This window comes from Kingella kingae ATCC 23330, from assembly GCF_900111845.1.
In the GTDB taxonomy this organism is placed as follows: domain Bacteria; phylum Pseudomonadota; class Gammaproteobacteria; order Burkholderiales; family Neisseriaceae; genus Kingella; species Kingella kingae.
Genome location: NZ_FOJK01000002.1, coordinates 62,268 through 75,638 on the forward strand (window position 1 = coordinate 62,268; position 13,371 = coordinate 75,638).

A 13,371-nucleotide genomic window follows, 5' to 3' on the forward strand; every position below is an offset into this window, starting at 1 on the left:
TGTATGGTCATTTAAAAAATAAAATTTGATATGAGTCAAACTGTATCAATCTTTCATAACTTAATCAAGATTATTTTTTACTTAAATTAACAAAGCAGCCTGCACATTCAATCAACATAAACAAAGACAAAGCAGCCTGCACTTTTTATCAACAAAGTGCAGGCTGCTTTTTTATTTAGATTAGATTACACGATACCTTGTGCCAACATTGCTTCTGCCACTTTTTTGAAGCCTGCAATATTCGCGCCGTTTACATAGTTGGTGTAGCCGTTTTCTGTACCGTTTGCGACACAGTTTTCGTGAATGTTTTGCATAATGCCAAACAAACGCGCATCGACTTCTTCGCGCGTCCAAGACAAGTGCATGTGGTTTTGGCTCATTTCCAAGCCAGATGTTGCCACGCCACCTGCGTTAGACGCTTTGCCTGGTGCGTACAAGATTTGCGCTTTGATAAACGCTTCCACCGCACCCAAAGTAGATGGCATGTTCGCGCCTTCTGCCACGCATTTCACGCCGTTTGCCAACAAGGCTGCTGCGTCTTTTTCGTCCAACTCGTTTTGAGTCGCGCAAGGCAATGCCACATCGGCAGGCACGCCCCAAGGACGTTGGTCAGCAAAATAAGCCAAGCCTTGTTCTTTGGCATACACAGACAAACGCTCGCGGCGCACTTCTTTCAGCTCAATCAACGCTGCTAATTGCGCTTCGGTCATGCCGCTGTCTGGGAATTGTACAAAGCCGTTCGAATCGGAAACGGTCAGCACTTTTGCGCCCAACTGGATAGATTTTTCCGCTGCGTATTGCGCTACGTTGCCCGAACCTGAAATCAACACACGTTTGCCAGCCATGCTGTCGCCTTTGGTTTTGAACATGCTGTCAGCAAAATAAACCGTGCCGTAGCCTGTTGCTTCTGGGCGAATCAAGCTACCGCCGTACGCCAAGCCTTTGCCTGTTAATACAGATGTAAATTCGTTGCTCAATTTTTTGTATTGACCAAACATATAGCCCACTTCGCGTCCGCCCACGCCAATGTCGCCTGCGGGTACATCTGTGTCTGCGCCAATGTGGCGATACAATTCGCTCATGAACGCTTGGCAAAAACGCATCACTTCTGCGTCTGATTTGCCTTTCGGGTCAAAGTCCGAACCGCCTTTGCCGCCGCCCATAGGTAAAGTGGTCAAAGCATTTTTGAAAACTTGTTCAAACGCCAAGAATTTCAATACGCCCAAATCCACAGTTGGGTGGAAACGAATGCCGCCTTTGTATGGACCAATGGCCGAGTTCATTTGTACGCGATAGCCACGGTTTACTTGCACATTACCTTTGTCGTCTACCCAAGACACGCGGAACATAATCACACGTTCTGGCTCAACAATGCGTTCTAACAAGCCTTGTTGCGTGTATTTTGGATTTTTTGCCAAAAACGGTTGCAGGCTGCCAAACACTTCCTCTACTGCTTGGTGGAATACGGTTTGATTTGGGTCGCGCTGTTTGATTTTTTGAAACAAGGTGTTTAAATCGCTCATAGAAGTTCTCCAAAAAGGTGGGTAAAAGAAAAAGCAGCCTGCACAATGCTTGATAGCTGTTATTATTTGACATAGCGCGATAGTGTAGCAACTTCGTTTTGTTTATACCAGCTATGTTAGAAAAAATATTCTATGTGAATGTTTTTAAATGCTGAATAGATGTGCAGGCTGCTTGAATCCTTTATACTTCGCCTACTCACATCAACTCAATCACACAAATCATGTCCACTTTTCAAACTTTTTTAGACCAAATTCCGCCACTTTTGCCGCCACGCTGGTTGCAGGGCGGCAACAAAGAAACGCTGTATGCCAAATCCTTGCAACGCACCGCGCCCCATTATCGCCGCGAATTGATTGCCGATAGCTATGGCGAAGACCTTGCCGCCTACGATTTTATTGACGCACCACAAGACAACGCGCCTTGCGTGGTGTTGCTACACGGTTTGGAAGGCAGCAGTCGCAGCCATTATGCGGTGGAATTGATGCACGCGGTGCAAGCTGCTGGTTGGCATGGCGTGGTGGCGCATTTTCGCAGTTGCGGTGGCGTGGCAGCAAAGCGTTTGTATCACAGCGGCGACACGCGCGAAGTGGCGCATATGCTCCATGTGTTGGCGCAACGCTACGCGCAGTTGTATGTGGTGGGTGTATCGTTGGGCGGCAATGCGTTGGCAAAATATTTGGGCGAACAGGGTAACAACACGCCCGTGCAGGCTGCTTGTGTGGTGTCATCGCCCGTAAACCTCAATGCCGCTGGCGATGCTTTGGAACGCGGTTTGCCGTATGTGTTGTACACACCGTATTTTTTGTCCACGCTCATGAAAAAAGTCCCCAAAATCGCAGGCGCAAAAATCCGCAGCTTGGGTGCGTTTGACAATGCCTACACCGCACCGATTCACGGTTTTGCCGATAAAGATGACTACTACACACGCTCGTCTGCCCTGCCCTATTTATCGCGCATACGCATTCCCACGCTGCTGCTCAACGCGCAAAACGACCCATTTTTGCCTGCCACTTATTTGCCAACCGAACGCGATGTATCGCCCCAAGTTTGCCTATTGCAACCCAAGCACGGCGGACATTGCGGCTTTGTTGGCGGCAATGGGCGCGGACATTTAAACTGGCTGCCCAACACTTTGCTAACCTTTTTTCGCTGTCATCAACAAGGACAATTCACATGAGCGCACCCAATCATTACGAAAATTTCCCAGTCGGTTCAATCTTGCTGCCACGCCGATTGCGCCGACCCATTCATGCCGTCTATGCCTTTGCCCGATTTGCAGACGATTTGGCAGACGAAGGCAACGCCACGCCCGAACAACGACAAAGCAGCCTGCACGAATTGGTGCAAGAACTAGACCGCATTGGCGCAGAGCAAACCCCACAAACCGCTTTAATGCAGCGTTTGCAGCGTGAAGCGATTGCGCCCTTTGCCCTGCCTTTGCAACCGTTTTACGATTTGCTGTCGGCGTTTACCCAAGACACACACAAATTGCGTTACCAAAATTTTGGTGAATTGGTATATTATGCCAAGCGTTCTGCCAACCCAGTTGGGCGGATTATTTTGCATTTGTATGGCGAACACGATGCCAAATCCATTGCCCAAAGCGATGGCATTTGCACCGCCTTGCAGCTCATCAATTTTTGGCAAGATGTAGCGATAGATTGGCAAAAAAACCGCGTGTATTTGCCACAAGAAGACATGCAAAAATTTGGCGTATCCGAAGACGATTTGCGTGCAGGCTGCTTATCGCCATCGCTCAAAAAATTGTTGAAATACGAATGCGATAAAGCCAAAAAAATGCTGTATGCAGGCGCACCGTTGGGCAAAACCTTGCGTGGGCGATTGGGTTTTGAATTGCGATTGATTGTGCTGGGCGGCGATACTATTTTGCAGAAGTTGGCACAAAATCAGTATGATATTTTCAACAACCGCCCTGTGCTAACGTGGCGCGATTATGTATTTATGCTTAAACGCGCTTGGCAGAAGAAGTAACTACTGTGCACTGCCCCCTCCTGTGGGAGAGGGGCAGATTCTCAGTTATCGCAACGTTGATGCAATTTTGAACGATTACGTTGTGTAGATATCTTATCTATGGTCGCGACCCAACAAAAACCGTTTGTATTCATCACAACAAGGACTCCCATCATGCAAAGACGAACTTTCCTAAAAATCAGCGCGTTTGCTTTGGCGGCGGCGCATTTTCCAGCGTTTGCTCAATCGCCCAAACATAGCAGCTATGCCATTCCAGCCGCGTTACAAAACAACCCCTTGTTGGATTTTTCCGATTTGCCGCGCTTTTCGCAAGTGCAGGCTGCTCACGTTGTACCAGCCATTGCCTTTTTGATTAAGGAATATCGCCAACAAATTGAACAGTTATCCAAGCAGCCTGCACCCACTTGGGACAGCTACTACTTGCCACTGGCGGATTATGGCAACCGTTTAAGCCGCGCATGGTCAGTCGTATCGCATTTGCATTCGGTGCGCGACACGCCCGACTTTCGCACGGCGTACAGCCAAGCCGAAAACCAATACAGCGATTTTGATAGCTGGGCTGGTATGCACCAAGCATCGTATCGCGCCTTTTTGCAACTGAAAAAGCAGCCTGCACTCAACGTCGCCCAAACCAAAGCGATTGACGATGCTTTGTTGGGATTTAAATTATCGGGCGTAGCACTCAATGCCGCCCAGCAACGCCGTTTTGCCGCCATCAATAAACGCCTTGCCGCGCTATCCACCCGCTTTGATAACCAAGTCAAAGATTCGCGTATGGCATGGGAAAAAATCATCAGCAATCCAAACGATTTGGCTGGCTTGCCCGAATCGGCATTGCAGGCTGCTTTGGAATCGGCAAAAAGCAAGGGCAAAACGGGCTATCGCTTTACTTTGGATTACCCCAGCTACATCGCCATTCAAACCTATGCCAAAAACCGCAGTTTGCGCGAACAAAGCTATCGCGCCTACATGACGCAAGCCAGCGCAGGCAAAACCAACAACTCGCCTGTGATAGACGAAATTCTAAAATTGCGCCAAGAGCAGGCTGCTTTGCTCGGCTTTAAAAACTACGCCGAATTGTCGTTGGCAACCAAAATGGCAGAAAGCCCCACACAAGTGCTGGATTTTTTGAACGATTTAGTCCAAAAAGTCCGCCCCAAAGCCGTGCAAGATTTAGCGGATTTGCGCGACTTTGCCGCCGAAAAAGGCGAACCGACCGAGCTGCAACTGTGGGATTTGAATTACCTTGCCAACCAAATGAAAGCGGAGCGTTATTCGGTGGACAAAGAATTGCTGCGACCGTATTTCCCCGAACAGCGCGTATTGGCAGGTTTGTTTGACATCGCGCAACGCTTGTTTGGCATCAAAGTGCAGGCTGCTTCGGCAGATGTTTGGCACGAAGATGTACGTTTTTACCGCGTATTCAATCAACAAAATCAACACATCGCATCGTTTTATACCGATTTGTATGCGCGAGAACACAAAAACGGCGGCGCGTGGATGAACGGCTTAATAGACCGCGCCAAATTGTCCGATGGCAGCCTGCAACTGCCTGTTGCCTTGTTGGTGTGCAATTTTTCTCAACCTGTGGCAGGCAAACCGTCTTTGCTGCTGCACGATGAAGCGATTACGCTGTTCCACGAATTTGGGCATTGTTTGCACCATATGCTGACGCAAGTTGATGTGGCAGCGGTGGCAGGCACAAACGGCGTCGCTTGGGACGCGGTGGAATTCCCCAGCCAGCTGCTCGAAAATTGGTGTTGGAATGCCGATGCCTTGCCGCTCATCGCCACGCACTACGAAACAGGCGAACCTTTGCCAGCGGAATGGCTACACAAAATCTTGTCCGCCAAAAACTTCCAAGCAGGACAATTTATGTTGCGCCAGTTGGAATACGGCTTGTTGGATTTCCGCTTGCACACGCAAACGCAACACCCAGCCAACGCCGCCACACGCGTGAATGCCAGCATTCAAAACAGCGTTGCCGTGTTGCCCGAACCTGCGTGGGCAAGACGCGCCAACACGTTCTCGCATATTTTTTCGGGCGGCTACGCGGCAGGCTATTACAGCTATATGTGGGCAGATGTGCTTGCCGCCGATGCGTTCACGCGCTTTGAGCAAGACGGCGTGTTCAACCGCAGCACAGGCAAAGCATTTGCCGATAGCGTGTTGGCAGCAGGCGGCTCGGTGGCAGCAATGGAGCTGTTCAAGCAATTCCAAGGACGTACGCCCGATGCGACTGCGCTGTTGAAGCAGAATGGGATTTTGTGAATAAAAGCAGCCTGCACATATTTGCAGGCTGCTTTTTTATGCTTACTTCGCGTCCTTAAACCCACGTCTCAAATGTACCATCAACAAAGCCACACTCGCTGGCGTAATCCCTTGAATGCGTGATGCTTGTCCAAGCGTTTCAGGTTTGTGGGCGTTCAGTTTTTGTTGGACTTCCGCCGATAAACCTTTCACTTTCGCGTAATCAATATCGGCTGGCAGTTTCATCGTTTCAATGTCTTTGCGTTCAGCAATTTCATCGTTTTGGCGGTCAATATAGCCTTGATATTTCACTTGAATTTCCACTTGCTCTACCACGTTGTTGGGCAACGGATTTTCAGGCAGCGCGTTGGGCAAAGTCATCAAGTTCGCATAATTCAAATTCGGACGGCGCAATAAATCGTGCAAATTCGCTTCACGGCTTAATTTTTGTCCAAATACGCGCATTTGTTCGCTTTCAGACAGCTTTTGTGGCGTGTACCAAGTGCCACGCAAACGCTGAATTTCTTGTTCAATTTGTTCGCGCTTGGTATCAAACGCTCGCCATTGTTCTTCCGACACCAAACCAATTTGATAGCCCAATTCCGTCAAACGCATATCCGCATTGTCTTCGCGCAACTGCAAACGGTATTCCGCACGGCTGGTAAACATACGATACGGCTCGTTTACGCCTTTGGTAATCAAATCATCAACCAACACGCCCAAATACGCTTGTTCGCGTCTCAACAACAAAGGGTCTTGTTCGCGGATAAATTGCACCGCGTTTGCGCCTGCCAACAAGCCTTGCGCGGCGGCTTCTTCGTAGCCTGTTGTGCCGTTGATTTGTCCTGCAAAAAACAGCCCTGCAATGGTTTTGGTTTCCAAGCTGGCTTTGAGATTGCGTGGGTCAAAATAATCGTATTCAATCGCATAACCTGCTCGCAAAATATGTGCGTTTTCCAAGCCTTTCATACTGCGAACCAAGCCAATCTGAATATCAAACGGCAAACTGGTGGAAATGCCATTCGGATAATATTCGTTGGTGGTCAAGCCTTCGGGTTCTAGGAAAATTTGGTGGCTGTCTTTGTCGGCAAAACGATTGATTTTGTCTTCAATAGACGGACAATAACGCGGCCCTACGCCTTCAATTTTGCCTGTAAACATCGGGCTGCGGTCAAAACCACTGCGGATAATGTCGTGGGTTTGCTCGTTGGTATGGGTAATCCAGCACGAGATTTGTTGTGGGTGCATCGCCGCATTGCCGCGCACGGAAAACACGGGAACAGGCGTATCGCCTGCTTGTTCAGTCAATTTTGAAAAATCAATGGTTCGTCCGTCAATACGCGGTGGCGTACCTGTTTTCAGTCTGCCTTGTGGCAAATTCAATTCGCGCAAACGTCCGCCCAACGATTGAGCGGCAGGGTCGCCAGCGCGTCCACCAGCATAATTATTTAAACCAATATGGATTTTGCCTGATAAAAATGTACCAGCCGTCAAAACCACCGCTCTCGCCTTGAACTCAACGCCCATCGCGGTAATCACGCCCGAAATACGGTCGCCGTCCAACGTAACATCATCAACCGCTTGTTGGAACAATTCCAAATTCGGTTGATTTTCAAGCATATGGCGAATCGCTGCTTTATACAAAATGCGGTCGGCTTGGGCGCGAGTGGCGCGGACGGCTGCGCCTTTGCTGGCGTTTAAATGGCGAAATTGAATGCCCGACATATCGGTCGCCAACGCCATTGCACCGCCGAGCGCGTCCAATTCGCGCACCAAATGCCCTTTGCCAATACCGCCAATAGACGGATTGCACGACATTTGTCCGAGCGTTTCAATATTGTGAGTGAGTAATAGCGTTTGTGCGCCCATGCGAGCAGCGGCGAGTGCGGCTTCCGTGCCAGCGTGTCCGCCACCGACTACAATCACATCGTAGGTTTTTGGGTAAATCATGTTTTTGTACCTGTTTATATTGCAAGCAGCCTGCATTCAGAAAAGTGCAGGCTGCTTTATGTTATAGTGAATTAAATTTAGATTAGTACAGCGTTGCCAACTCCCTTATGTACTAGGTTGTACACGGCGGTCGTTGTCGCCTTGTCCTAATCTAAATTTAATCCACTATATTTATAAAGAAATTAGAGCGGATTTTACGCGATTTTGGCTAAAAAAGCAGCCTGCACTTTAAGTCTGACCAAAATATGACAAAAAACGGCACTTGCTTTTTACACAAGTGCCGTTTGTTTTTCAGCTAATCGCGATTAGAAAATCTCGCGCCAAGATACACGTTTCACCACAGGGTCGCTGGTAATATTGTCTTTTGGCATTTGAATCATGTTACCCATACTGTTGATACCGCCAACAATACGACCGAACTCGGTAGAAACTTCGGTTAAGCGAGTCAAAATACCAGCCTGACCAGCCACAGATACCAAAGTATCTGCTTCGGTAAACTTACCATCGCCGTTTGTGTCATAGATAGGTTTGTTGTACACACCACCATTGAACACATTAACTGACAACGAATAAGTCGAACCGTTTTCGGTACACATATTACCAGCACTAGCCACATCGGTCGCCAACGGATTCACTGCGCTAAACTCTGCAACACGTTTGCCGCGAATCGCACTCTTATCGATACTCAGCCAGTTTTTTTGCAGTTTCAACTTCCAACCTTGATGCTGGTTGGTAATTTGGTTATTCGTAACCGTATAGAACACAGTTTGTGGCACGCTATCTGGAACAATTTTCTCATTCACGCTTTGTTGCAACAAGTTAGTGCTATCGTCAATCAATGCACCGCTACCAGTTGGCGTGCGGTTATCGCCGATTTTGCTCTCGATAATGCCGTATGCGTAGTTTTGTACTGTTTTGGTTGTACTAGGCAAATCGCTCTTGTTGAAGTAGCGACCAGTAATAAACACAACATACGTTTTACCACCTACGATTTGTGCAAAAGGCGCACCCACAATAGACGTGTTGTCTGCTGTTTTGAAGATAGGCAACGCATTATTTGCGCTATCCACATAACCTGCTACAAAGCGACCTTCAGCATTTTGCGATACCTTCCACAGCTTGCCTTCTAAATCGCCTGCATACACAGCTGCAACGGTGCGTGCTTCGGTTTGGTAAGCAAACAATTCACCTACACCACCTTTACCCAACTTGATGCGATACCAGTTTTTACCATTTTGCCATGGGGCAGTATTGTTGGTATCTTCACTCCATGGTTCATTTGCACCCTTGTTCAATTTCAGAATATAGATGTAACCAGTGTCTTCGCTTGCGTTATAACCACCACTCACAATCGCCACAGGTGTGCCTGTATTGTCATGCGTGATAATTGGTGCAAACAAGCTCTTACCCAAACCAGCATCTGTGAATTCCCACAGCATATCTTTGGCTTCCAAAGTAGTTGGGTCAGTCAAATCCAACGCATACACGCTGTTACCACCGCGACCTGCTGTGCCAACTACTACCGTATGCGCCTTGCCATCACCCTTGCCATTACCCGTGTCAAAACATACTTCAGAAGTAGCGGCAATACCGTCATTCATAAAGAAATGGCTGTAATTTGGCGACGCATAACGTGCCAACTGACTCAACGCAGTTGATGGCATATACGATGCAATTTCCTGACCTGACGAGTTCAACACATAGAACATACCATCATTGGCTGCTACCACATGGCGATTTGCACGCGAGCTAATATTGGCAGATGCAGGATAAGTACAGCTACCTGCCACGGTGCTAACGCTGCCTGTGCGTGATGGAATGGTTACTACTGGCGAGTTAATCACTGTACCCATCAAATGATTTGGACGAATACGGAATTTTCTGCCATTTTCATACGTTTTCGCACCCAAAGCGTAGTTAATCAAATCTACTGCATTTGAATCATTCACGACTGCTGCAACCTCAGAATTGTTGTCTGCCAAACGAACTGCACTGCTATTGGCACTGGCACGAGTAAACACTTTGCGTTTTTTCCAGTTATCTGAACTATGGAATGCAGCCTGCAATTTTTCGCCAGCCGACCATTTTTTCTCGTACTCCAACTTATGACCTTTTAAGGTTGCTTCCAATCCCAACACATCGCCCGATGCTACTTTAACACGCGCACCATCTACCACAGTGGTTGCGTCGCGGAACACGGATTGCAACAACATAGTTTTACCGCGTTCTGACAAAGGTTTGGTGCTAGTTGTGCCCAAGCTGGTTGCAGAAGGTGCTTCGGCTGTGGCTGTGGCTTCAAACGCACGGTTCAATGCTGCTACCATTGAAGTTGGGTTGTTGGCTACCGCAAAGTTCTGTGGCGTACCATTAGACACCGCTGGTGCTTCAAACGCCGACACTTTATCCGAAGCAGAAGTTGCTTCCCATTCGCCTTTATCAGGTACACCATTATTATTTAAATCGTTGAAGCCACCGTATTTGGCTGCCAACCAATAATTATTATTTTCAGATTTAAATTTACCATCCTCAACCGTATCAATCATAAAGCTACTTAAACGCTTACCAAAATTCTGCTGCAAATCGTTGGTTCGACCCCACAACGCCAATGCCGCCATTGCACCACCTGGTGATGCATCTGCACCCCAGTTGTCATTCCACCAACTCAACCTAGGTTCGTTTGGTCTGATTTTCTCGTTAATCAAGTTACGCACATGAATGTCTTGGTCGTCATCCACATTGGAATCGTATGACGTATTCCAACCGCCAGGCAATGAAGCATCAGCGTGGGTATTGGTATCACCAATATAGATAATATAGTTTGGACGACACACGTTATCCGCTACATTCAAAGTAGTGTTGTCGCTGAACACGTTTAATGGGTTATCCCAATTGTCGGCAATCAATGGGAAGTTATCGCGAACCTCTCTTGTAATATTGCTACGAGTCGCTTCTGCTAACTTGGTTTTGTACAACGCTGGGAAACCTTTATTACGCAAATAGCGCAATGCGGTGTAATACAACTCTGCACCAGGGTCATTGGTTTTGTAGTTGTTATAATCACCAAACTTGTTCAGATAATTAATCGTGCCCGAATTGTCAAAATTAGAAGATGGCAAGTTTTTATCGCCTGTATTAACCACAAATGCCTGCGCTGCTGTTTCTTCTGCATTGCGGTCTGGGTTCACATAGAACTGACCTGTTTTTGGGTTAATCTCTTCTTGGTATTTTACAGCTGGTCCTGTTGCCGTTGCCCCATCTTTATTTGGATTGGCGATATAACGCATACGGCTACGTAACACACCACCACTCACGGTATTACCTGCAATATTGGCGTAACCAAATGCTGCAAAACGCATGGTTGACGCGTTTTGTTGCATCAAACCTTCTGGCTTATACGAACCAGATGGCTGACGCACGCAGTTGGCTTCCAATTTGCCTGGCACACACGCTTCTACGGTTACTTGATAAGGCATTACACGCGATTTAACAGGCGCCCAATAGCGACCATTTTGACCATCGTTGATGTTACCAATCCAAGTAACACGACTCCACCAATCGGTGTGTGGACTCCACTTATCCCGACTAAACACTTTATGATACCAACCCCCATGTGATTCGTCATAAACAGCACGGCGGAAATCCACGCCAAAACCAGAGTTACGTACAAGCAATGGGCGACGAGTCGCCAATATAACTCTACCTGTCATTGCCTTAATGCTGGTTTGTTGAGTTTCCTCTTCCCACCGCCCTATTGAATTCAACCCAATACGATATGCGTATGGGTGTGGAATATAACCCTTGTATAAGAAAAACTTATTACTTGGCAATTCCTTACCACGATCCGCCAAAAGAGGATTATCTACTGCATAATCATGTGGCAAGACTTTTTTAATATTGGCTTCACTTAAAGCCACTGTACGCTGCATATAGTGCGCATTTTGTTCACGCACCACATTAGCACGGCGCAAGAACGTTTGCGTTTGCGTATCGCCTGCCTCATAAGCGGTTGTGTCTTTTGCAACACCCAGCGCACGGTTACCACCTGTCATCGCTTGACGGAAAATATCAATCGCCGACATGGTTGCCCAGTTCATGAAGTTACCACTAAATTCATTTGGACCATCACAAACACCCACCATGCCATTGCTTGTACTGGCGGTTCGTGTTGGTTGGAAATATTCTCGCTCTTTCGTTTCATATCTATGATTAACTGCACCACTGGTACCCATACTATCATCCGAACCAGCATCCATACTATCATGCAAGAAGAATTCTTTCTGTCGTATTGATTCATAAAGCATATTGTTGCTGCGTACTGAATCCGGAATACTGAGTCTGCGTCCATCATAATAGACTATCCATGGGCGCCGTTTACCCGCCAACGCTCGCGTACCATCGGGCGCAAGTAATGGTCCATTCTTACCCTTGGATACATTATCCGAGCCACTGTATTGACTATAACCATTATCAGCAAACGCCTTCATACCGTCTGGGTCATTTGGCGCAACGTATTTATAGCATTTGGTGTTGTCGAAATAGCCCAAAAAGGTTTGGCTCATCATGGCATCAGTAAATTCGGTTGCTGTAGAATACGCCGCACCTGCAGTTGGAAACTCCACCGACAAAGCCAATGTTACGTTTGGTCCGTAGGTTTTTTGAATACCTGTTAATGATGAATTAGAAAACTGGGTATTGTTTTCTGCTTGGGCATAAAAAGGCAAGGATAGCAAAGGAAAGGCTACCCACAGCATTTTATTGAGCTGGCGCAGTTGCGTTGAAATGCGCTTTTTGCTTGCTGGCTTCATTTATGACGCTCCTTGATAGAATGTTGAATTAAAATGTTTAAATATGCTTTTCTTTGATTTATCTGGGTTATAGCAAACCAAATCGTGCATTTTTAAGGGTTAAAGATTGATTAAGCAATATCTTTTCCACTTAATCTTAAGTGGCGTTATTTTAGCATATTTTCTATGCAAATCTTATTTTTAAATGCAGGCTGCTTGGTTTTTTTGAACCTGTATTCACAAAAATGATAAAATATCTTTATGACTAGAAAATCCTACCCAACAGACTTAACAGATGCCCAATGGCAAGCGATTGAGCCATATTTTAACCAGCTACGCCACTACAAATGGGATAAACGTCAATTAGTGAATGCCGTTTTGTACATGACCAAAACAGGTTGCCAGTGGCGTATGCTGCCCAATGATTTTCCACCTTATTCAACCGTATGGAGTTTCTATCGCAGAGCCAATCAATCAGGCTTATGGGATAGAATTCTTTTGGCATTGGTTCAAAAAAACGTTTAATCCATCAAAAACAAGCAAAGCAGGTATTTTTGTAGCAAAAAAAGCGTTTGAGACCTATCCGAGTTTAAAAGGTTTCTGTGCAGACGCAGGTTATCGGAATACATTTGAGCGTGAAGTATCAGAGCAATTGGGTTTAACTGTTGAGATTTCAAAGAGAATTCAAGATATTTCTTGGCATATTCTGCCCAAACGTTGGATTGTAGAACGAACGTTTGCATGGTTAGGTTGGTCTCGACGTTTAGCAAAAGATTTTGAGCAGACGAATTTATCTGCTGAAAATTTTGTTAAACTAGGGTATATTTCACAAATATTAAAATTTATCAAATAGTTGTTTGTGAATACAGGT

8 protein-coding genes are annotated in these 13,371 nt (G+C 46.7%); 5 read left to right on the forward strand and 3 right to left on the reverse strand.

The window, feature by feature from the left end; genetic code table 11:
- Positions 1 to 185: 185 nt before the first annotated feature.
- On the reverse strand, positions 186 to 1,523 hold the full coding sequence (gene gdhA, locus BQ5809_RS00635) for an NADP-specific glutamate dehydrogenase (RefSeq protein WP_003787270.1): 1,338 nt from the start codon (positions 1,521 to 1,523) through the stop codon (positions 186 to 188).
- Positions 1,524 to 1,744: 221 nt separating this feature from the next.
- Here gdhA and BQ5809_RS00640 point away from each other — a divergent pair, with 221 nt between their 5' ends.
- The 3 genes from BQ5809_RS00640 to BQ5809_RS00650 all read left to right on the forward strand — a co-directional run bounded on the left by BQ5809_RS00640 (position 1,745) and on the right by BQ5809_RS00650 (position 5,787).
- A complete protein-coding gene (locus tag BQ5809_RS00640) occupies positions 1,745 to 2,701 on the forward strand; it encodes a YheT family hydrolase (RefSeq protein ID WP_003787268.1) in 957 nt (318 codons plus the stop codon).
- On the forward strand, positions 2,698 to 3,516 hold the full coding sequence (gene hpnC / locus BQ5809_RS00645; RefSeq protein WP_003787265.1) for a squalene synthase HpnC: 819 nt from the start codon (positions 2,698 to 2,700) through the stop codon (positions 3,514 to 3,516). Before BQ5809_RS00640 ends, hpnC begins: the two co-directional genes overlap by 4 nt.
- Positions 3,517 to 3,669: 153 nt before the next feature.
- Positions 3,670 to 5,787, forward strand: a complete 2,118-nt coding sequence (locus BQ5809_RS00650) for a M3 family metallopeptidase (protein WP_080561234.1) — start codon at positions 3,670 to 3,672, stop codon at positions 5,785 to 5,787.
- Positions 5,788 to 5,829: 42 nt separating this feature from the next.
- On the opposite strand, the gene mnmG is transcribed toward BQ5809_RS00650, so the two are convergent.
- Together mnmG and BQ5809_RS00660 are read right to left on the reverse strand one after the other, a co-directional pair.
- Positions 5,830 to 7,716, reverse strand: coding sequence for a tRNA uridine-5-carboxymethylaminomethyl(34) synthesis enzyme MnmG (gene mnmG, locus BQ5809_RS00655; RefSeq protein ID WP_019389758.1), 1,887 nt, complete (start codon positions 7,714 to 7,716; stop codon positions 5,830 to 5,832).
- Positions 7,717 to 8,021: 305 nt separating this feature from the next.
- Entirely contained in the window at positions 8,022 to 12,521 is a 4,500-nt protein-coding gene (locus BQ5809_RS00660; protein WP_003787260.1) for a pilus assembly protein, read from the reverse strand.
- A gap of 240 nt (positions 12,522 to 12,761) precedes the next feature.
- Between BQ5809_RS00660 and BQ5809_RS10100 the strand changes: the two genes are divergently transcribed.
- Positions 12,762 to 13,025, forward strand: a complete 264-nt coding sequence (locus BQ5809_RS10100) for a transposase (protein WP_071461654.1) — start codon at positions 12,762 to 12,764, stop codon at positions 13,023 to 13,025.
- Positions 12,922 to 13,353 (forward strand): transposase, encoded by a 432-nt coding sequence (locus tag BQ5809_RS00665; RefSeq protein WP_111694396.1) that lies wholly within the window; start codon positions 12,922 to 12,924, stop codon positions 13,351 to 13,353. Before BQ5809_RS10100 ends, BQ5809_RS00665 begins: the two co-directional genes overlap by 104 nt.
- Positions 13,354 to 13,371: the final 18 nt, after the last annotated feature.